Below are 20,017 nucleotides of genomic sequence, written 5' to 3'. Positions count from 1 at the left end.
ACGCTCTCAGCCCCGTCCCAGCACCATGACGCCGTTCATCCCGAAGTAGCCGCCGGCCCCGGCGACCATCGCGAAACGGGGATCCGGGATCTGCCGCGGGCCCGCCTCCCCGCGCAACTGGCGGACCGCCTCGGTCAGGTGGAGCATCCCCGCCACGTGGCCCTGCGAGAGATGGCCACCGTGGGTGTTCACCGGACACCGCGCGCCGAGGTCGAGGTTGCCGTCGAACGCGTACTCCCCGCCCTGGCCGCGCGCGCAGAAGCCCAGCTCCTCGAGGAAGACGATCACGGAGATCGTGAACGCGTCGTGCACCTGGAGCAGATCGATGTCCGAGAGCCGCAGGCCGGCCTCGGCGAGCGCGCGCGCACCGACCTCCTCGATCCCCAGCTCGGCGATGCCCGGGAACTGGCCGATGTTGCGGTGCGACGAGTTCATCGCCGACGACCGGACGGTCACGGGCACGGCCCCGATGTCGCGCGCGACGTCGGCGGAGGCGACGACCACGGCCCCGGCGCCGTCCACGATCACCGACGAGTCGAGCAGCTTGATCGGCGACGCGATCGGGCGCGAGGACAGGTAGTCCTCCATCGTCATGGGCGTCTGCATCACCGCGTTGCCGGTGAGCGCGGCATGGCGGCGCGCGGACATCGCCACCGCGCCGAAGCCCTCCGACCTGGTGCGGTGTTCGGCCATGTGCCGGGCCATGACCAGCGCGTACGGGATGACCGAGCCGACGAGGCCGAAGGGGGCCTCGAACTCCAGGTCGTCGGCGGCCATCGTCCAGCCCCGGCCCTGTTTGCTGCGCCCGGTTGCCGCGGCCTCCCCGAAGGTGCACGCGACCAGCGAGCACTCCCCGCGTTCGATGGCCGCGATCGCGTTGTTCAGCATGTGCAGCGGCGACAGGATCCCGCCGACGTCGATCGTGCCCTGCCGCTTCAGCCGGATCCCGAGGTACTCGTTCAGGCTCGCCGAGAACATCGGGAACGGCCGCGAGTACGGGCCGAGGTCGAACAGGCCGTCGAGGTCGCCGACCGAGACTCCGGCGTCCGCACAGGCCGTGATCACAGCCTCCGCCTGCAGGTCGACGGCCGTCCGCCCCGGTTGTCTGCCCACCGCGGTCTCGCCGATGCCGACGATCGCGTGGCTCATTGCGCCCCTCCGTCCTCGCCGGCGGCCAGCGCGACCAGTTCCCGCACCGCGGTCTTGCCCGCCGCCGTCTTGGGCAGGGCGTCGAGCAGCAGGACCTGGCGCGGGGTCTGGTAGCCGGCCAATCGCCTGCGGGCCCAGCCGATGACCTGCGCGGCCGTGAGGTCCGGGTCGTCGGACACCACCGCGGCGACCACGCGCTCGTCGTAGCGCAGATCGGGCACGCCGAAGACGGCGCAGTCGCGGACCGCCGGGTGCTGCCCGATCCACGCGGCGATCTCTCGGGGGTACACGTTGACCCCGCCGGTCCTGATCATCTCCTTGAGCCGCCCGACGATGTGCAGCATCCCGTGCTCGTCGAGCCTGCCGAGGTCCCCCGTGTGCAGCCAGCCCCCGCGGAAGGCCTCGGCGGTGGCCTCCGGGTCGTCCAGGTAGCCGTCCATCACCGAGTGGGACCGCACGCAGATCTCCCCTACCCCACCGGCGGGTACCTCGTCCCCCGATGGGTCCTGGATGGAGAGCACGACGCCCGGCACCGGGGTGCCCACGGAGGCGAGGTGGGCGTCGCAGATCTCCGGGCGCGCGCTGGCGATGAAGGCGCTGTTCTCGGTCTGGCCGTAGATGTGCTCGACCGCCATCTCCCCCGCGCCGCGCTCCCGGATCCGCTCGATCACCGGGAGCACGGAGGCGTTCGGGTCGTAGCTCGCGAACACGAGCGTGCGCAGGGAGGACAGATCGGCCTCGGCGAAGCGCGCCGACTCCACCAGCGCCTGGAGCATCAGCGGCACGGCGAAGAAGGAGGTGCACCGATGCCGGTCGACGAGCTCGAGGGCGCGATCGGCGTCGAACGAGCGGGTCAGCAGGAGTGAGCCGCCGAGCAGCATGTACTGCCGCATCATCGACCAGGTCCCGCCGTGGTAGGGCGCCTGGTAGACGAAGAGCCGGTCGTCCGGTCGCACGCCGGTGGCGAGCGCACCGGCGAAGGAGTCGACCATGGTGGCCCGCTGGCTGAGCACCGCCGCCTTCGGCACTCCGGTCGTCCCGCTGGTGAAGATGATCAGGTGCGGGTCGTCCGGATCGGTGTCCGGGTCGGGGGCGGGCACGTCCGCGCAGGTCAGCGCACGCCCCCACTCGCCGCTCACCACCCGCTCGTCGTGGTCGACGAGATCCCGGTGCGCCTCACCCACCAGCACGATGCCGGGGTCCGTCCGCTCGAGGAGCGACCGGATCGACGACGGGTGCACGCTGGTGTTCAGCGGCACGAGAACCGCCCCGAGCCGCGCCGTGGCGTAGTAGAGCGTGACGTAGTCGACGCTCATGGCGTCGGCGGCCGCGACGACGCAGCCCCGCCCGACCCCGCGGGCAGCGAGGCCGCCCACCATGCGGCCGACGTGGTCCACGAACTCGCGCCACGTGACCGACCGGTCGTCGTCGATCAGGGCAATCCGATCGCCGCGGTACCGGGCGTGCGACTCCACCACCTGCCAGAGCCCCAGTCCCGTGCGAGGCGACCGCACCCCGCCGCGCGCTCTCTCCCGGATGTCCGGCACGGGAGTCAGCGCCCCAACGCGACGATCGTGATCATCGGGTTGTGGTACTCGACCCACCGCGAGATCTTTCCGTCCTCGAAGAAGAACAACCCGACGTACTCGTTCTGGTACGGACGTCCCGTGCGCTCCCGCACCGCGTCGGTGGCGTAGAGCACCACCAGACCGTCCGGGTCGAGCTCCCAGCTCTGCGACGCGCTGATCGCGAACGGCACGAAATTCGTGTACGTCCAGGTCAACAGCGCGTGCAGCTCCTCGCGGGACCGGCATTTCCGCGTCATCCCGGGTGCCTGCCACGGCACCTCCATCCGGAGGTCCTCGGTGAAGGCGGCCACGCACTCGTCGATCCGGCCGTTGGTGAAGTCGTCGAAGAGCTTGTCCACGAAGGCCCGCCGGACCTCCCCGTTCTCGCTCTTCCCCACCGGGAGGTCGAGATCGTGCGACAACGTCATGATCGTCCTTTCACGTGCACCCCGGGTCCTGGCGTCACCGGATCAGCGCACCCGCATCGACCGGGAGGGCCACGCCCGTGACGTAGCGGGCCTCGTCGCTGGAGAGGAACAGCACGGCGTTGCTGACGTCGATCGGCTCGACCCACGGGACCTGGATCGCGTTGAGCGCCAGGAAGGCCGGCAGCGCATCCGCCCGGGTCGCCTCCGGCGCGTCCGGGGCGAACATCCGGTAGGTGCCCGGGTTCTGGATCATGTCGGTGTCCGCGTTCGTGGGGTGCACGGTGTTCACGCGGATGCCGTGCGGAGCGAACTCGTTCGCCATCGTGCGCATCAGCCCGACGATCGCGTGCTTGGCCGCCACGTAGTGCCCGACGTTCGGCATCCCCCTGAGCCCGCCGATCGAGCTGATCAGGGTCAGCGCGCCCCCACCCCGGTCGATGAGGTGCGGGATCACGGCCCGTGCGGTGTTCCAGACACCGGTCAGGTTGACGTCCAGAACGTCGCGCCAGGCCTGCTCGCCGAGCGTGAGCGTCGACCCGAAACTCACGATCCCGGCGTTGGCGACGGCCACGTCGAGGCCACCGAGCTCGGCCACCGCGTCGGCCACGGTTGCCGCGAGCCCGGCCCCGTCGCGCACGTCGGCCACCCTCGCCACGATCCGCCGGTCCAGCTTCTCGACCGCCCGGACGGTCTCCTCGAGATCGGCCTCCGTCGCAGGTGGGTAGGTGTCCACCGTGTCCACCGGCGCGCAGAGGTCCACGGCCACGATGTCCGCGCCCTCCTCGGCGAGGCGGATCGCATGGCTGCGGCCCAGACCGCGGGCCGCCCCGGTGACGAATGCGACCTTCCCCTCGAGTCGCCCGGTCATCGCGCCGCCCCCGCGGCGGCCGGGGCGCCGGCCGCCGCGATCCGGATCGTGCGCCTGCCGAAGCGCCACTCGCCGCCCCTCCTGGTCACGACGTCGTGGTACTCCCCCAGCGCCGCGATCCCCGGTACCCCGTCAGGCTGGGTCAGCAGCACGAACTGGCACCAGACGGCCGCCTCGCCGGGGGCGACCGGCTCGATGATCACGTTGGCGGGGCGGTGCTGCCCCCGGAGGAACGGCGCGAACTCCGGTTCGCTGTGCACGCGGTCGTACCACTCGGCGATGCCGGAATGGCCGACGAATTCACCGCCGGCCAGCGAACTGTCCAGCACCCCGTCCTCCCAGAAGGTGGCGAGGAAATCGGAACGGCGCTGGGTGTCGAGGCCGCGGCTGTAGCGGGCGATCAGGTCGTGGATCCGCACGTGGTCCTCGACGGCAAGGGGCGTCATCGTCGTCTTTCTCCTTCGGGAGCGGGGTCAGGGCTTGAAGACGAGGCCCGGATAGCCGGACGCGGCTACCTCGTCGCAGCGGTCGGCGAACGCGTCGAACCCACCGACCCAGATCATGTAGCTCTGCGGCTTGCCCTCGATGTTCGCGCCCTTCTGCCAGGAATCGGCCAGCGGGAACAGGGTCGTGTTCGCGAGCCTGGTGACCTCCGCGCACCAGGTCTGCTCGGCCTCGGGCGTGGTGTCGACGGTCTCGGCGCCCTGCTCCTCCATCCGCGCGATGAGGTCGGCGATCCAGTCCACCTGGAACTCGCCCTGCGTCACCATCTGCGCGAGGACGCTCGGGCTGCCCGGCCCGTGCACCAGGAACAGGTTCGGGAACCCGGACACCGTCAGGCCGAGGTGGTTCCACGGCGTCTGCTTCCACTTCTCGCGCAGGTCCACGCCCCCCGCCCCCGTCACGTTCATCCGGAGCAGGGAGCCGGTCATGGCGTCGAACCCGGTCGCGAGGATCAGCACGTCGAGCTCGTACTCGGCGCCCTCGGTGCGCAGCCCGTCCGGGGTGAGCCCGACGATCGGGTCCCGGCGCACGTCCACGAGCGTGACGTTGTCGCGGTTGAACGAGTCGTAGTAGCCCGAGTCGATGCTGAGCCGCTTCGCCCCGAGCGGGTAGGTGGTCGGGCACAGCAGCTCCGCGACCTCGGGGTCTCGCACGATCTCGCGGATCTTGCCGCGGAACCACTCGGCGACGACCTCGTTGGCCCGGATGTCGGTGAGCACGTCGGTGAACAGGAAGAAGAACAGCAACCCGCTGCGTGCGTCCCACGCCTCCTCGAGGATGGCGCGCCGCACCTCGGGGGTGTGGTCGAACACCGAGCCGTGCTGGGTCATCGGGAGCACCAGTGCGTTCGGGTGGTGGCGCATCAACTGCCTGCGCTCGGCGTAGTGCGCCTTCCACTCCCGTTCGTAATCGGGGTCGAGTGGCCGGTTGTGCGCGGGCACGGTGTACGCCGGAGTCCGCTGGAACACGTGGAGGTGGCCCGCGGTCCTCGCGACCTCGGGTACCACCTGCACCCCGGTCGACCCGGTGCCGATCACGCCGACCCGCTTGCCCCGCAGGTCCACGCCCTCGCGTGGCCATTGCGAGGTGTGGTGCATCGCGCCGGTGAACGTGTCGGCTCCGGGGAACCGGGGGATGTTCGTGGCGTCCAGCGGACCGGTCGCCGCGACGACGTACCTGGCCGTCACCCGCTGGCCCGCCTCGGTCGACACGCGCCAACGGCGCTCGCCCTCGTCGAACACCACCGAATCGACCCGGGCGTTGAACCGGATCGACCGGCGGAGGTCGAAGCGGTCCACGACGTGGTTGATGTAGCGCTCGATGTCCTCCTGCGGGGAGAACAATTCCGGCCACACCCACTCCTGTTGCAGCGCCTCGTCGAACGAATAGGAGTACTGGACGCTCTCGATGTCGACCCGGGCGCCGGGATAACGATTCCAGTACCAGGTGCCACCCACCCCGTCGCCCGCCTCGAGGCAGAGCACCGAGTGCCCGGCCTGGCGCAGCCGATGGATCGCGTAGACGCCCGAGAATCCCGCCCCCACGACCACGACGTCGACCGTCTCCGAGGCGGGATCATCTGGGACCGGGCTGATCTGGGCACCCACGGACACAGCAAACCTCCATTGGATTGCGCACGGGTGAGGAATGGCGCGCGAGAACCGGGCCTTTCCGGTCCGTCGCTCGAAGACCAGTCTTCGGGAAAGCGCCGATGCGCGTCACGCGCCACGTGGCGGCAGCTGACCGCCTCGGGGTCGCCGCCCGGCGAGTTGGCTCCAGGTCTAGGCGAGCAGGTCGGTGTCGCGCAGCCGCCGCAGCGCCAGTGCCAGGCCGACCCGGGCGATCCCGCTCGGGTCGCTCAGCCGGTACCCGAGGCGCTCCTCGGCCCGCGCGAGCCGCGCCGCCACCGAGTTGTGGTGCAGGTGCAGCTTGCGGGCGGCCTCGCGCAGGGATCCCGCCTCGACGACCACCTCGAGGGCCTGCAGCACCCCGGATCCGGAGGCGTCCCCGGCGAACGAGTCGAGGACGGCGATGTCCGCGACCCCCTGGATGTCCGCGCTGCGCAGCCGGCCCGCCAGCAGTTCCAGCGGGCCCAGGTCGGCAGCGAACACCACCGGGTGCGCCACCGGATCCGCGCCGCCGGTCCTGGGGGTGGCGAGCCGGACGGCCCGGACCGCCTTCTCCCAGGACGTGGGAGCCTCCACCGCCACGTCGGTGGTGCCGACGCCGACCCGCAGCCCCTGCGGGACCTCGAGGTCCGGGGGCAGGGGGCCGACGACGGCCATCGCGTGCAGCGTGCCGATGATCGCCCGGCGCGGCCGCAGGCCCGGACCGGTCAGCAGCGCCGCCAGCGCGGCGACGGCATCCACCTCACCGAGCACCGCGAGCAACGTCAGCTGGGTGCAGGGCTTGAGGCCGAGCAGGTGCAGGGCGCGCGCCCGCTCGGGCGCCGCCGTCGACCGCCCCACGACCAGTTCGAGCAACGCGGGGTCGCCGAGCTGCGGGAGCGGCGAGTCGCCGCGCCCGACGGTGACGATGCCCGCGATCACGAGGCGTTCCAGCAGCAGCTCGTCGAGCGGCAGCGCCACGTCCGGGCTCCGCTCGAGCCACACCTGGTGTCCCGGGCCCATCCGCTTCACCGTGGCACCCGCGCTCGCGCGCTCGGCGTCCACCAGCCCATGCGGGGTGGCCCGCACGGCGAACTCCCCGTCCAGGTCCTGCACGCCGACAGCGCATTCGGCCACGACCGCGGCGTTGCGAAGGAGCTCGTCGAGGCCGACCTGCTGCTCGACCAGCGTGTCGAAGAAGCCGATCAGGCGTACGGCGTTCTCGGCGTCGGCGTCGAACGCCGACAGCCTCATCACGAGACCGTTCACGGATCCCCCTCGGCCCTCGACGCACCCGGGGCGCCCGACGCTACCCGGCGGCCGGCCCGGCCGCCACGGCCGGAGATCGGCACCCGCCGGTCGCCATCCGGCGATCCCGAGAGGGCCTGCCGCCGCCGGGTGGATGATGACGTGGCGGTCGACCGGCCCCGAGACTCGTTCGTGGTCCGAGCGAGGGGGCGTGGTCATGAGGTACCAGTTCGATCCGGAACTCCAGCCGTGGGTTTCGATGCTCCCCGACCTGGACCTGCGGGACCTGCAGGCCGCGCGGGCCACGATGGCGACGCTGAAGGTGGCGATGCCGCCGTACGTGCTGCCGGACGGGATCCGCATGCAGCCGGGGACCGTGCCTGGCCCCGCGGGCGCCCCCGACGTCCCGGTGCTCGTCTTCTCCCCCGAGGCGGGCGAAGCGCGCCCGGCGCTGCTCTACATGCACGGCGGGGGTTTCGTCCTCGGTGACGCCGACGGCGACAAGGAGCTCCCCGCCCTGCTCGCCGCCGAGATCGGCGCCGTCGTGGTCAGCGTCGACTATCGGCTGGCCCCCGAGAGTCCCTTCCCCGCGGCGATCGAGGACTGCTACGCGGCGCTGCGGTGGCTCGCCGAGCACGCCTCCGAGCTGGGCGTCGACGACACGCGGATCGGGATCGGCGGGGTGAGCGCGGGCGGCGGCCTCGCCGCGGGCACGGCACTGCTGGCCCGGGACCGGGGCGGCCCGGCCCTGCGGTTCCAGTTCTTCGACGTGCCCGAGCTCGACGACCGGCTCGAGACACCGTCGATGCGCCGATTCGTGGACACCCCGCTGTGGAACCGCCCGAACGCCGTGGCCAGCTGGCGGCACTACCTGGGGCCCGCGGCCGGGAACGACGCCGTCTCCTCCTACGCCGCACCGGCGCGCGCGGTGGATCTGTCGGGGCTCCCGCCTGCCTACATCTCGGTCTGCGAGTTCGACCCGCTGCGCGACGAGGGCATCGCGTACGCCCAGCGTCTCGTGCAACACGGCGTGCCGGCGGAGTTGCACCTCTACCCCGGCGCCTTCCACGGGTCGGGCGGCCTCATCCCCACCGCGGAGCTGTCCCGCCGGATGCGCGATGAACTGATCGGCGCGGTGCGGCGCGGGGTGCGGGCCGGCAGAACGCGAGTGCCGGCCCATCCGGCCGAGACCTGGTAGCCGCGTCGGACACCCGGCCCGACGGCTCGGACGACCCGGACGGGCGGGCGCGCAACCGCCGGGCCGTGGTCGCCGTGGGCGGCTCCTGAGCCACGCCACCGAGGTCCCGGCTACGGGGAGGGCAGGTTCCGCGGAACCCGATCCGGCCGGCCGCGAGGGCATGATCAGCGAAATCGCCGGACGCCCGGCCGGCCCAGCGGCGGGATGTTGTGGTTGCGGTGGAACCGGTTCGCCGGGTCGTAGGCGGCCTTGATCTCCCGCAACCGGCGGAAGTTGTCCGGCGTGAACGCGGTGTGCGTCCGGGTGGTGTCGTGCAGGAAGTTGAGGAACGACCCGCCGGTGGCCGAGGCCGTGATCTCGTCGGCGGCCGGTGCGGCGATCTTCATGACGAACCGGGCGTCGCGGTGGCCGACCGGGCCGGGGTCGTCGTGCTCCGGGTGGGCGATCGCGCCACCGACGTGCTTGACCTCCACCGTCACGCCGCTCCGGACGACCGCCGCGATCGTGTCCGCGGACAGCTCGTCGTACATCGCGAACGTGATCGGCGGCGTGCCCCCGATCGTCGAGACCTCGGAGTAGCGCATGTCGCGGAACGTGCTCGCGGTCGGCGTGCCGGCGGCGTCGAGCAGCGGCTGCAGCGCGTCGCCACCGCCTGCGCCGGCGTGGACGGCGCGGACGACCAGCGACTCCGGACCGACCACCACCGAGACCGAGAGCTCGTCGGGCAGCTCGTCGCCGTGCTCGGCCAGGTACCGCAGGGCGCGCTCGGCCCCGTCGACCGGGAACTCGGCACTGCCGCCGTAGACGCTCGGCACCGGGAAGAGCCGCAGCTCCAGCGAGGTGACGACGCCGAAGTTGCCGCTCCCACCCCGGATCGCCCAGAACAGGTCGGGGTGGTGGTGCCGGTCGACGACGACCACCCGGCCGTCCGCCGTGACCAGCTCGGCCCGCAGGAGACTGTCCGCGGCGTACCCGTGCTTGCGCGACAGCCAGGACAGCCCGCCGCCGAGCGTGTACCCGACGACACCGACCGACGGCGTGTCCCCGGAGAGCGGCGCGAGGCCGAACGGTTCGGCGGCCGCCACGACCTCGCCCCACCGGGCGCCGGGGCCCACCCGGGCGATGCGACGGCTGGGGTCGACCAGCACCTGCGCCATCCGCGACGTCCGCAACAGCAGCCCACCGTCGGAGGAGGCGACCGTGCCGTGGCCGGTCGACACCACGGTGAGCGGGAGGCCGGTGCGGACGGCCGCCTGGACGTCGGCGACGGTCTCGGCGTCGACCACCGCCTCCGGCGCGCCGTGCAGACTCCCCCGTTGCCGCTCGTACCCGGCGTCGCCGGGCAGGAACAGGGAGCCGGTCAGCCGGGTCTCCAGCTCCTGCGCGGTGCGGCCGGGGCCCGTCGCCTGCGCCATCTGCTCGGTCGGGATGCTCATCGCCGTCTCCTCGGGCCGTCTCGGCGCCGCTGGTGACCGGCGCCCGGTACGAAAAGGCTGCTCCGAGCGGGTGTCGCGCGCGTCCGTCCCGCGCGGGCTCCTCGCCTACGTCGCGGCGCCCACGCTCGTGGGACGCCCTACCTCGTCGGTGGTACACCCGCCGCCGACGTCAGCGGGCGTCAGCCCGAGCAGCGCGTCGGCGTTGCCCGCGGCGACGGCGAGCCGATCGGCCGGGGAGAGCGGCAGGGCGTCGAGGAACCGCGTGGCGCGCTCGTTGTCGGCGTAGGGGTAGTCGACGGAGAAGAGGATCCGCTCGACGCCGAAGGTCAGCAGCGTCGCGAGGAACGCGGGCACGCTGAAGATCCCACTGGTCGTGATCCAGACCTGGTCCAGGATCGTCCGGCTGACGCTGCGGGACAGGTGGCCCGCCTCGGGCGTGAGCTTGTCGTCGAACCGCTCGAGCATCAGGGGCAGCCCCTCGCCCATGTGCCCCACGACGATCTTCAGGTTGCGGTGGCGGTCGAGGGCGCCGGACAGCACGAGCCGCAGGACGTGCACGGCGGTCTCGGAGTGCCAGCCCCAGCCGGCCATCGACGCGGTGAACCCGGTGGTGCCGGGCAGGTCCGCGTAGTGGGCCGCGAACACCTCGGGCACCGGCAGGTTCGGGTGCACGTAGATCGGGACGTCCAGCGCCGCGGCCCTGGCGAGCACGCAGTCGAACTCGGGGGCGTCGAGGAACTTCCCGTCGGTGGTGCCGTTGACCATCGTGCCGACGAACCCGAGCTCGACGACGGCGCGTTCCAGCTCGTCCGCGGCCGCCTCGGGGGCGCGCAGCGGCAGCGTCGCGAAGCCCGCGTACCGATCGGGGTGTTCGCGGACGGTCGCGGCGAGCCCGTCGTTGTAGGCGCGGGAGAAGTCGATCGCCTCGTCGGGCGGGAGGAGCTCCGGCCCCGGCGTGGCCGAGGACAGGACCTGGACCGAGATGCCGGCCCGGTCCATCGAGGCCAGGCGGCTCGCGCCGACGTCGGCGAGCGGGTCGTCGCGCTTCATGCTGGCCGGCTGGTCGGTCGCGGCGAGGGGCCAGCCGCGGGCGGCGATCACCTCGGGGTCGATCCGGGCGACGAGGTCGGGGCGGACGAAGTGCTCTTCCAGTGCGACGACGCGCATGGTCGTTCCTATCTCTGCGGTGGTCATGGGGTTGCCTCGGCGACGGTCACGCGCGGGCCGAGCGCGAAGGTCAGCAGCGCGAGGGCGGCCGGCACGACGAAGGCGTAGAAGTGCATCGCGGTGCTGACGTCGCCTGCGAGGACGAGGCCGCCGTAGATGGGGCCGACGATGCCGCCGATGCGGCCGAACGCGAGCGCCGCACCCACCCCGGTGCCGCGGTGCTCCGGCCCGTAGTAGATCGCCAGGTAGGAGTTGATCAGGTTCTGCGTGCCGCCCGCACCGAATCCGACGAGCATCACCAGCAGGAACGTGAGCGCGGCGGGCGGGCGGTGGGCGAGGGTGAGCAGCGCGAGGACGCAGGTGGCGAAGCCGATCAGCACGAACATCTTCGGCCCGCGCCGGTCGGCCAGCCAGGCCGTGATCAGCGAGCCGACCACCACCCCGAGGTTCAGCGCCGCGAGGAAGCCCAGCGACGAGGTGAGGCCGTAGCCCGCGGCGAGCATGATCGCGGGCAGCCAGGTGTTCGCGCCGAAGATCAGCACCATGCAGAACGCGGTGCCGAACCAGAACACCAGCGTGGCGGCGAGGTGCTCGCGGGTGAACAGGGAGGCGAACGCGCCGAACGCGCTCGGTGGCTGCCCGCCCGCGGGGCCGGCCGGAGCGTCGACGATGTCGATGGCCAGCCGGTGGCGCGCCACCGTCGCGCGGGCCTCGTCGACGCGCCCGGCCGCCACCAGGTAGGAGATCGACTCGGGCACCCGGGCCACGACGATCGGCACGAGGACGATCAGCGGCAGGAGGCCGACGAGGAACACGAACCGGTACCCGAGCGCCGGGAGGACCGCCGCGCCGAGGACGGCGGCCACTGCCCCGCCGACCGCCACACCCGAGGACACGACGGCGACCACGAAGTTGCGCCGGTGCGCGGGAGTCGACTCGACGACGAACGCCAGCGCGGTGGGGAGGAAGCCCCCGCTGCCGATCCCGACGAGCACGCGGCACGCGAGCAGCGCCTCCGGGGTGGGCGCCCACGCGCACAGCGCCATGCCGATCGAGAACAGCGCGACGGCGCCGACGAACATGGCCTTGCGGCCGAGCCGGTCGGTCAGGACGCCGACGACCAGTGCGCCGACGAGCATCCCGAAGATGCCCGCCGAGCCGATCAGCCCGGCGTAGGCGGGGGTGAGCGCCCAGCCGGGGTGGGCGAGCAGGGCGGGGACCACGACGCCGTAGGAGAAGATGTCGTAGCCCTCGAAGATCATCAGCAGGGTGCAGATCGCAACGATCGACACCGGAGTGCGGCGTACGACGATGGACGCGCCTGCGCGGGGTTCGGTGACAGCAACCATGGTTCCGGTCCTCTACGCGCCGTGGTTCCGGGTGATCTGCCCGGCCTCGGGGAGGTCGTCCACACGTCCGCCTCCCAGGGCCGGTCCGGGTGCGGGTACCGGCCCCCCGCCAGCGGCGACGACCCGGTTCTCGACGCGGCCGATGCCGTCGATCTCGACGGCGACGACGTCGCCGTCGCGGAGGAAGACCTGCGGTTCCCGGCGGTAGCCCACGCCGCCGGGTGTCCCGGTGAGGATCACGTCGCCCGGTGCGAGCGCGGTGAACTCCGAGATCAGGCTGATCAGCTCCGCGGCCCCGAGGACCAGCTGGTCGACGCTCGACTCCTGGACGGGCCGGCCGTTGAGAACGGTGCGGATGCCGGCGGTGGCCAGGTCCACCTCGTCCGCGGTCACCAGGTACGGCCCGAGCGGGGTGGTGGCGTCCCACGCCTTGCCCTGCAGCCACTGGTGGGTCTTGTACTGGTAGTCGCGCACCGTGACGTCGTTCGCGACCGTGTACCCGGCGACGTGCTCCAGTGCCGACTCGGGCCGGATCCGCCTGCCGGGGACCCCGATCACGACGGCGAGCTCGCCCTCGTAGTCCACCTGGTGCGACTCCGGCGGCAGCACGATGTCGTCGTAGGCGCCCAGCAGGCTGTCGGCGTACTTGGGGAAGAGCACCGGGTAGGTGGGCCGCTCCCGTCCCGTCTCCGCGATGTGGTCGGCGTAGTTCAGGCCGACGCACAGCATCTTGCGGGGGTTCGGGACCACCGGCAGCAGGGTGACCTCGTCGACCCCGACGGCGCGGTGGACCTCGCGCGGCGCGGCGCGCAGCGCGTCGAGCGGGGTGCCGGGGCCGATCTCGGTGAGGTGCCGCAGCGGCACCAGCGTGTCGCCCCTGACCTCACCGACGTGGCGCGCACCTGAGTGCTCGAAGGTGGCGTATCGCATTTCGTCGACCTCTCGTTCCTCGCCGTCAGTCGGTTCGCCCTGTCCGGCGCCAGGAGGGCAGCTGGCCGCCCCACAGGTTGACGCTGCGCGGCACCGGCTCCCAGCGGCGCGGCACGTACGCCACGCGGTCGTCGTGGAACCGCTCCATCTCCGCCGAGAGCTCCACGTGGTTGCCCGCCGGGTCGTCGAAGAAGACGAAGAGGTTGTTGCCTGGCCCGTGCCGGCCCGGCCCCCAGGCCACGTCCACCCCGTCGTCGGTGAGGCGGTCGCACCAGGACTTGAAGTCCTCCCACTCGGCCAGGTCGTAGGAGTAGTGGTCGATGTCCCCGGCCACCCCGGTGGCGACGACGGCGAGCGTGTGGTGGTCCCGGTCGCTGCGCATCCAGGCGAACCGCCCGTCCTGCAGCTGGTCGGACAGGCGGAAGCCCACGGTGTCGACGTAGAAGGCCACCATCGGGGCGACGTCGGTCGTCGCGAGCGTGATGTGCTGGTAGCGCACCGGCCGCCGCCCGGTGTCGGCGCTGTGCTCCCCGGGGCGGCGCACCGCGGCGTGGAACTGGACCGTGTTGCCGTCCGGGTCGGTGACGACGAGCCCGGGCTCGTCGCACACGGCGTCGTCGCAGTACAGGGGATCGAGGTCCCCGACCTGCACCCCCGCGGCGGCCAGCCGGTCGCGCAGGGCCGGCAGGCCGCCGCGGTCGCGCACCTCGAACGCGAAGTGGTCGAGGGCGCGGTGGCCGGGGAGCAGATCGAGGACGTGGTGGCCGACGCCCCAGCCGAGGCGCAGCCCGCCGCCGGGGAGCTCGGTGTGCGTGTGGAGGCCGAGGATGCGCCCGTAGAACTCGGCGGTGGCAGGGACGTCGGGGACCCGCAGGCCGATGTGCGACGTGGCCGTGCGGCTCAGGACGCCGTCGGCGCGGCCGGCGGGAGACGTGGGGTGGAGTCGGTCCACAGGGGTCACCTCGTCGTCGAAAGGTCGTGGGTGGTGCGGGCTGCGGTCGGCGCGGCCGGCTGTGCGAGGTAGGGGGCGAGCGCGGTCTCGACCCGCGCCGCGTCCCCCGGGCGCCAGGTCGCCGCCACGTAGCGGTCCGGGCGGACCAGCGCGAACCGGCCCTCCAGGTGGGCGAGCTCGCGGTCGAGGGAGCCGTCGACGTCCACCACGCGGGCGACGCCGGCACGGGCGGCGGGTCGCCGATCGCCCACGCCGACCGCGACGAGCCGCGGCGCCGGTGCGGTCAGCGTCGCGGGGAGCCCGTCCCACGCCGCGGTGGCGAGCCCGATCCCGAGGACGGCCCAGCCGCGGCCGAGCACCTCGTCGAACAGCGCCACCCGGTGCCGGTCGAGGTCGAACACCCGGGGTTGGCCGAGCACCGTCCCGGCGCGCACCGGGCCGCGGACGAGCGGGCCGGCCGGGTCATCGGGGGCGCAGAGCCCCGGCGACACGTCGGGCACCGGGCGGTAGCGCATCTCCTCGAGGAACGCCCGCCCCTCCGGGGTGGCGAGCACGGCCCGCGCCCACCGGTCCCGGCGGTGGGCCACCCGGGGGTCGGTGGTCATGACGATGCGGCCGAGCTTCTCGGACAGCCGGATCGTCGCGGTCGCGTGCGACGCCCGCTCCGCCTCGTAGGTGCCCAGGGCGGCCGGGGCGAGCCGTCCGGCGAGGACGTCGGCCACCTTCCACACCAGGTTCGTCGCGTCCCGCACCCCGGAGTTCAGGCCCTGGCCCGCGAACGGCGGCATCATGTGGGCGGCATCGCCCAGCAGGAACACCCGGCCCGCCGACCACCGTTCGGCCACGAGCGAGTGGAACCGGTACACGACGGCGCGCTCCACCTGGTCGACGTCGATCACGCGGTGCGGGGCCAGCAGATCGCGGATCAGGGCGAATGGCACGGGAACCCCGGGCTCGGCCTCCCCGGGCCGCAGCCGCAGCTCGTAGCGGCACCGGCCGTCGACGCCCGGGATCACGACCGTCGGCCGCGCGGGATCGCCGAGGTGCATGCCGTACAGCTCGTCGCGGGTGTCGCCGACGGTGTCGACCACCAGCCACGGGTCGTCGTGGCTGCGGCCGCGCATCCCGATCCCGAGCGCCCGGCGCACCGCCGACCGGCCGCCGTCGCAGCCGAGCAGGTAGGCGCAGCGGATGGTGCGCGCGCCCGCCCCGTCGGCCACGGTCACCGCGACGCCCGCGCCGTCCTGGCGCAGGCCGGTGAACGTGCAGCCGAACCGCAGCTCGACGAGCGGGTGCGCGGCCGCCGCGACGGCCAGTGTCTGCTCCAGCGCGGGCTGGGCGAACGGGTTCTTGAACGGGTACCCGTGGCGGTAGGGCACCGGCCAGCGCGCCTGGAACAGCGCCTCACCGTCGGCGCCGTGGTAGCGGGTCCCGGTGCCGGGCACGATGATCGGCAACACCGCGTCGAGGACGTCGGCGGCCGCGAGGGTCCGCAGGCTCTCGTCGTCGAGGCTGATCGCCTTCGGCTCGTCGCTCGTGGTGGTGTTTCGCTCGGCCACGAGGACCCGCACACCCGCGGCGGCGAGCAGCAGCGCGGCCGTCAGCCCCACCGGCCCCGCGCCGATGACCACCACGTCGACGTCGTGCTCCGCGGCCGTCATCGGTCCTCGAAGGTCAGTACGGGCTTGACGACCCGGCCGGACGCCGCGTCGGCGACGGCTCGCTCGATCTCGGCGAACGGGTACGTGCGCAGGAGCCGGTCGAAGGGGAACCGCCCGGCCCGGTGCGCCCGCACGAGCTCGGGCAGGAACGTCTGCGGTTCGCTGTCGCCGAGCGTCACCCCGCGCACGACGCGGCCCGGGAGGAGCCGGTTGACGTCGAACGCGGCGCGCGCCCCTGCGGGCGGCGCCCCGACCACGGCGCACTGGCCGCCCACCGCGAGCGAGCCGACCAGCGCTTCGAGCACCGCGGTGCTGCCGGTCGTCTCCAGGGCGAGGTCGACGCCGCATCCGCCGGTGAGGTCGTGCAGCGCGTCGGCGACCGGGGTGTCGGTGGTGTCGACGACGACGTCGGCGCCCAGCTCACGGGCCAGCGCCAGCCGGGATGCCACCCGGTCGACCGCGATGACCGTCGCGGCCGGGGTCATCCGGGCCGCCATCACCCCGGCCAGCCCGACGGCGCCGGCACCGGTGACGGCGAGTACCGCTCCCGGGCGCGGCCGCAGCTCGTTGAGCACGGCGCCGGCGCCGGTCTGCAGGCCGCAGCCGAGGGGGGCCATCGTGGCCAGCTCCGCGTCGGTCGTGTCGGCCGGGAGCACCACGAGGCCCCGCTCGTCGGCGAGCACCCGGGTGGCGAACGACGACTGGCCGAAGAAGTGCGCGGCGAGGTCGGCGCCTCCGCCGTCGTGGATCGTCGCGCTGCCGTCGGCCCGGCTGCCGCCGAGCAGGTTCAGCCGGAGGTGGTCGAGGCAGTAGGCCGGGTGCCCGGACCGGCAGCCGGTGCAGGTGCCGCACGAGGTGAAGGTCAGCAGCACCCGGTCGCCGACCGCGGCGCGCGTGACCCGTTCCCCGACCTGCTCGACGACGCCTGCGCCCTCGTGCCCCAGCACCGCGGGCAGCGGGAACGGGATCACCCCGTTCGCCGCGCTGATGTCGGTGTGGCAGATCCCCGCCGCCACGATCCGCACGAGGACCTCGTCCGGTCGCAGCGGGGCGAGCCGGACGTCCTCGAGGCGGAACGGGCCGCCGCGCTCGCGCACGACAGCGGCGGTCGCCTGCGTCGTGCCGGTCGCCCCGGAAGTCGCTGTCGCAGCGCTCATCGATGACCCTCTCGAGAGGTGGCGACCTCGGGCGCGAGGCGCGGCAGCAGCGCGTACGCGTTGCCCGCGTCGATCGCGGCGTGCAGCTGCGGGTCGGCCCGGAGCGCACCGTCCAGCCGCTCGGCGAGCGCGACCGTGGCGTCGGCCGGGGTGAACGGGAAGTCGCTGCCGTAGTGGATGCGGGCCGCATCGGCCACCCCGAGGAGCACGGACAGCAGCTCGGGGACGGGCGCACCGGCCAGGTCGAAGTGCAGCTGCCGCAACGTGGCGCGGATGTCCGGTGCCGTGCCGCCGGGCCGGGTGAGCAGCGGGAGCAACAGCTCGATCCGGTTGGCCAGCACCGGCAGCACCGCGCCCGCGTGCGGGACCACGATCCGCAGCTCGGGGTGCCGGTCGAGCACTCCGGAGAGGATCAGGTCGGTCACCGACCTGGTGGTGTCGAACATGAACTCGAGCATCGGGCGGGGGTAGCCGAGCCCGAGGTGCTCGCCGAGGTGCGCGGTGGTCGGGTGCAGGAACAGCACGCCCGAGCGCGCCGCCAGCTCGGCGTACACGGGCTCGAGGCGTTCGTCGCCCAGGTAGAGCCCGGCGTGGTTGGTCAGCACGATCACACCATCGGCGCCGAGGACGTCGAGCGCGTGGCGCAGCTCGCGCACCGCGGCGTCCACGTCCGGCAGCGGGAGGCTGGCGAACGACCCGAACCGGCCGGGGTGGCGGGCCCTGATCGCCGCGGCCTCCTCGTTGACGGCGCGGGCGAGGTCGGCCGCCGCCGAGTCGTCCCCGAAGTGCACGCCGGGGCTGGAGATCGACAGGACGGCGGTCTCGACGTCGAGCCGATCCATGGTGGCGAGCGCCGACTCCTCGCTCCAGCCGGGGGTCGCGACGATGCCGTCAGGGTGGTCGATCCCGGCCGCGGCGAGCGCCTGCCGGTAGCACTCGGGCACGAAGTGGGCGTGCACGTCGACGCGGCGCCGGGTCATCGCGCACCTGCCCGGGCTGGGGCGTCGGCTGCTGCGGTGCGGATCCAGCTCGATCGGCAGCCAGGCGTACCCGTCGCCGTCGCGGCGCAGGTGGCCGAGGCCGGGGAACGGGAAGTGGTAGGCGAGCACCGCCGACCGCGTGGAGTGGACCAGGTCGTACACCCGCCGGCGCTGTGCGGTGGCGGCGGGCTTGTCGTGGTCGAACTGGAACGCCCAGTCGGGGCGCTGCAGCAGCAGCACCTGGTGGTGGCACAGGTCGCCCCACACGACGATCGGCTCCGCACCGGTGTCGATGCTGCCGCTGTCGATGCGGTAGATCAGGTGACCGGGGCTGTGGCCGGGCGTCGCGATCGCGGTGATCCCCGGCGCCACCGTCGTGCCGTCGTCGGCCCAGGCGATGCGCCCGGCCTCGGCGTAGGGCATGAGGGCCTTGTGGGCGCCCGTGTAGTGGTCGGCCATGTGCTGGTCGGGGGCGTCGGCCACGCGGGACAGGTCGGTCCAGTGGTCGAAGTCCGCACGGCTCACCGCGACCGTCGCGTTCGGGTACACGGGGCGGCCGTCCGCGTCGACCAACCCCCACACGTGGTCGGGGTGCGTGTGCGTGATCGCCACGACGTCGATGTCGGCCGGGTCGATGCCCGCCGCGCGCATGTTCGGGACGAGGTGGCCGGTGCCCGGACCGAAGAACCCGCGCCCGAGCGCGGGGTCGGTCCCGACGCCGGTGTCGAACTGCACGAGCAGCCCGCCGGTCTCGACGACGAGCACGTTCTCGTTGAGCCGCACCTCGTCGGCAGGCAGGTAGTGCTCGGAGAGCAGGGCTTCGACCTCGGCGCGGTCCGCGGTCGGGAAGTTCACGTGCGCGGGGCCCATCCGCAGCACCCCGTCGCTGACGACGGTGCACCGCAGGTCGCCGTGCCGGAACCGCACGAAGGGGTCCGGCAGGTCGGTGGGGGGATGTCCGCTCATGTGGTGCCTCCGGGTCCGTTCCTCCGTTGACCGGCGGGGCGGCCGTCCGTGGTGACCCGGCGGCCCTGCCGACACCAGGGAACCCGGGGCCGGGCGCCGCAGCGACCGTCGTTGCGCCGGCCGCCCACCCGGCGACGTTCCCGAGCAGCTCCTACGTCATTGCGCCGATGACAGGGCGCGCCGCCGGTCAGCGGGCGTCGACGAGCCCCTGCCTGATCGCCCAGGTCGCGGCCTGCGTGCGGGAGGAGAGACCGAGCTTGGTGAGGATGTTGCTCACGTGGGTGCGGGCGGTCCGCTCGCTGATCCGCAGCGCGGTGGCGATCTGCTGGTTGGTGAGGCCCTGCGCGACCCGCACGAGCACCTCGCGCTCCCGGGTGGTCAGCTCGCCGCCGCGCTGCTGCGGCGCCAGCAGGTGGCGGCCCAGCTCGCGGGCCACCGCCGGGTCGAGGTGCAGTTCACCGGCGTGGGTGGCGCGCACCGCCGCGGCCACCTCGTCGGCCCGCGCATCCTTGAGCAGGTACCCCGACGCCCCGGCGGCCAGCGCGGCGCGCACCCGTTCCGGTTCGCGGAAGCTCGTCATCACCAGGACGCGGACGTCCGGGGCCTGCGCGAGGACCCGCCGGATGGCCTCGTCCCCGTCCATCTGGGGCATCAGGAGGTCCATCACGACGACGTCGGGCGGGGACCCGGAGGCGGTCAGCAGGGCCAGCTCGCGCAGCGCCGCGGCGCCGTCATCGGCCTCCCCCACCACGTCGATGTCGGGCAGCATCTCGAAGAAGGCGCGCAACCCCTGCCGCACCACGGCGTGGTCGTCGACCAGGAGCACGGAGATCGTCTCGCCCGGCATCG

General features: G+C 73.2%; 17 protein-coding genes. 1 reads left to right on the top strand and 16 read right to left on the bottom strand.

Going from position 1 to position 20,017, the window contains the following annotated elements:
- Positions 1–6: 6 nt before the first annotated feature.
- From ACFPL3_RS28375 to ACFPL3_RS28345, 7 genes are all read right to left on the bottom strand, one after another.
- A complete protein-coding gene (locus ACFPL3_RS28375) occupies positions 7–1,149 on the bottom strand; it encodes a thiolase C-terminal domain-containing protein (RefSeq protein ID WP_343944611.1) in 1,143 nt (380 codons plus the stop codon).
- Positions 1,146–2,627 (bottom strand): class I adenylate-forming enzyme family protein, encoded by a 1,482-nt coding sequence (locus ACFPL3_RS28370; RefSeq protein ID WP_379589737.1) that lies wholly within the window; start codon positions 2,625–2,627, stop codon positions 1,146–1,148. The genes ACFPL3_RS28375 and ACFPL3_RS28370 overlap by 4 nt, the downstream gene beginning before the upstream one ends.
- A gap of 74 nt (positions 2,628–2,701) precedes the next feature.
- A complete protein-coding gene (locus ACFPL3_RS28365; RefSeq protein ID WP_343944613.1) occupies positions 2,702–3,145 on the bottom strand; it encodes a nuclear transport factor 2 family protein in 444 nt (147 codons plus the stop codon).
- Positions 3,146–3,179: 34 nt separating this feature from the next.
- The gene (locus ACFPL3_RS28360; protein ID WP_343944614.1) at positions 3,180–4,013 is read right to left on the bottom strand and encodes a mycofactocin-coupled SDR family oxidoreductase; all 834 of its coding nucleotides are present in this window, start codon (positions 4,011–4,013) and stop codon (positions 3,180–3,182) included.
- Complete coding sequence (locus ACFPL3_RS28355; protein WP_343944615.1) at positions 4,010–4,459, bottom strand: nuclear transport factor 2 family protein; 450 nt, start codon at positions 4,457–4,459, stop codon at positions 4,010–4,012. The genes ACFPL3_RS28360 and ACFPL3_RS28355 overlap by 4 nt, the downstream gene beginning before the upstream one ends.
- A 27-nt stretch (positions 4,460–4,486) precedes the next feature.
- Positions 4,487–6,130: a flavin-containing monooxygenase gene (locus tag ACFPL3_RS28350; RefSeq protein ID WP_343944616.1), complete on the bottom strand. Its 1,644-nt coding sequence runs from the start codon at positions 6,128–6,130 to the stop codon at positions 4,487–4,489.
- Positions 6,131–6,298: 168 nt separating this feature from the next.
- On the bottom strand, positions 6,299–7,393 hold the full coding sequence (locus tag ACFPL3_RS28345) for a helix-turn-helix domain-containing protein (protein ID WP_343944617.1): 1,095 nt from the start codon (positions 7,391–7,393) through the stop codon (positions 6,299–6,301).
- A 196-nt stretch (positions 7,394–7,589) separates the two neighbouring features.
- On the opposite strand from ACFPL3_RS28345, the gene ACFPL3_RS28340 reads away from it, so the two are divergent.
- On the top strand, positions 7,590–8,570 hold the full coding sequence (locus tag ACFPL3_RS28340; RefSeq protein WP_343944618.1) for an alpha/beta hydrolase: 981 nt from the start codon (positions 7,590–7,592) through the stop codon (positions 8,568–8,570).
- A gap of 164 nt (positions 8,571–8,734) precedes the next feature.
- Here ACFPL3_RS28340 and ACFPL3_RS28335 read toward each other — a convergent pair whose 3' ends face one another.
- From ACFPL3_RS28335 to ACFPL3_RS28295, 9 genes are all read right to left on the bottom strand, one after another.
- Entirely contained in the window at positions 8,735–10,006 is a 1,272-nt protein-coding gene (locus ACFPL3_RS28335) for an FAD-binding oxidoreductase (RefSeq protein ID WP_343944619.1), read from the bottom strand.
- A gap of 105 nt (positions 10,007–10,111) precedes the next feature.
- Positions 10,112–11,173, bottom strand: coding sequence for an amidohydrolase family protein (locus ACFPL3_RS28330; RefSeq protein WP_343944620.1), 1,062 nt, complete (start codon positions 11,171–11,173; stop codon positions 10,112–10,114).
- Positions 11,174–11,196: 23 nt separating this feature from the next.
- Positions 11,197–12,522, bottom strand: coding sequence for an MFS transporter (locus tag ACFPL3_RS28325; RefSeq protein WP_379589736.1), 1,326 nt, complete (start codon positions 12,520–12,522; stop codon positions 11,197–11,199).
- Positions 12,523–12,534: 12 nt separating this feature from the next.
- A complete protein-coding gene (locus tag ACFPL3_RS28320) occupies positions 12,535–13,452 on the bottom strand; it encodes a fumarylacetoacetate hydrolase family protein (protein WP_343944622.1) in 918 nt (305 codons plus the stop codon).
- Positions 13,453–13,477: 25 nt separating this feature from the next.
- The gene (locus ACFPL3_RS28315; protein WP_343944623.1) at positions 13,478–14,404 is read right to left on the bottom strand and encodes a VOC family protein; all 927 of its coding nucleotides are present in this window, start codon (positions 14,402–14,404) and stop codon (positions 13,478–13,480) included.
- A 5-nt stretch (positions 14,405–14,409) separates the two neighbouring features.
- A complete protein-coding gene (locus ACFPL3_RS28310; RefSeq protein WP_343944624.1) occupies positions 14,410–16,065 on the bottom strand; it encodes a bifunctional 3-(3-hydroxy-phenyl)propionate/3-hydroxycinnamic acid hydroxylase in 1,656 nt (551 codons plus the stop codon).
- A complete protein-coding gene (locus ACFPL3_RS28305; RefSeq protein WP_343944625.1) occupies positions 16,062–17,222 on the bottom strand; it encodes an NAD(P)-dependent alcohol dehydrogenase in 1,161 nt (386 codons plus the stop codon). Before ACFPL3_RS28305 ends, ACFPL3_RS28310 begins: the two co-directional genes overlap by 4 nt.
- Positions 17,219–19,168 (bottom strand): amidohydrolase family protein, encoded by a 1,950-nt coding sequence (locus tag ACFPL3_RS28300; RefSeq protein ID WP_343944626.1) that lies wholly within the window; start codon positions 19,166–19,168, stop codon positions 17,219–17,221. The genes ACFPL3_RS28305 and ACFPL3_RS28300 overlap by 4 nt, the downstream gene beginning before the upstream one ends.
- Before the next feature lie 187 nt (positions 19,169–19,355).
- Positions 19,356–20,015 (bottom strand): response regulator transcription factor, encoded by a 660-nt coding sequence (locus ACFPL3_RS28295; RefSeq protein ID WP_343944627.1) that lies wholly within the window; start codon positions 20,013–20,015, stop codon positions 19,356–19,358.
- Positions 20,016–20,017 lie beyond the last annotated feature (2 nt).

Origin of the sequence: Pseudonocardia zijingensis, from assembly GCF_042657305.1 — a bacterium.
Lineage (GTDB): Bacteria > Actinomycetota > Actinomycetes > Mycobacteriales > Pseudonocardiaceae > Pseudonocardia > Pseudonocardia zijingensis.
This window is presented reverse-complemented; position numbering and strand designations above follow the sequence as displayed.

Bases quoted from the DNA above. Each gene is read 5' to 3' on its own strand.
- ACFPL3_RS28375 (WP_343944611.1), bottom strand. From the start codon at position 1,149: ATGAGCCACGCGATCGTCGGCATCGGCGAGACCGCGGTGGGCAGACAA.
- ACFPL3_RS28365 (WP_343944613.1), bottom strand. From the start codon at position 3,145: ATGACGTTGTCGCACGATCTCGACCTCCCGGTGGGGAAGAGCGAGAAC.
- ACFPL3_RS28360 (WP_343944614.1), bottom strand. From the start codon at position 4,013: ATGACCGGGCGACTCGAGGGGAAGGTCGCATTCGTCACCGGGGCGGCC.
- ACFPL3_RS28355 (WP_343944615.1), bottom strand. From the start codon at position 4,459: ATGACGCCCCTTGCCGTCGAGGACCACGTGCGGATCCACGACCTGATC.
- ACFPL3_RS28340 (WP_343944618.1), top strand. From the start codon at position 7,590: ATGAGGTACCAGTTCGATCCGGAACTCCAGCCGTGGGTTTCGATGCTC.
- ACFPL3_RS28335 (WP_343944619.1), bottom strand. From the start codon at position 10,006: ATGAGCATCCCGACCGAGCAGATGGCGCAGGCGACGGGCCCCGGCCGC.
- ACFPL3_RS28330 (WP_343944620.1), bottom strand. From the start codon at position 11,173: ATGCGCGTCGTCGCACTGGAAGAGCACTTCGTCCGCCCCGACCTCGTC.
- ACFPL3_RS28325 (WP_379589736.1), bottom strand. From the start codon at position 12,522: ATGGTTGCTGTCACCGAACCCCGCGCAGGCGCGTCCATCGTCGTACGC.
- ACFPL3_RS28320 (WP_343944622.1), bottom strand. From the start codon at position 13,452: ATGCGATACGCCACCTTCGAGCACTCAGGTGCGCGCCACGTCGGTGAG.
- ACFPL3_RS28310 (WP_343944624.1), bottom strand. From the start codon at position 16,065: ATGACGGCCGCGGAGCACGACGTCGACGTGGTGGTCATCGGCGCGGGG.
- ACFPL3_RS28305 (WP_343944625.1), bottom strand. From the start codon at position 17,222: ATGAGCGCTGCGACAGCGACTTCCGGGGCGACCGGCACGACGCAGGCG.
- ACFPL3_RS28300 (WP_343944626.1), bottom strand. From the start codon at position 19,168: ATGAGCGGACATCCCCCCACCGACCTGCCGGACCCCTTCGTGCGGTTC.
- ACFPL3_RS28295 (WP_343944627.1), bottom strand. From the start codon at position 20,015: ATGCCGGGCGAGACGATCTCCGTGCTCCTGGTCGACGACCACGCCGTG.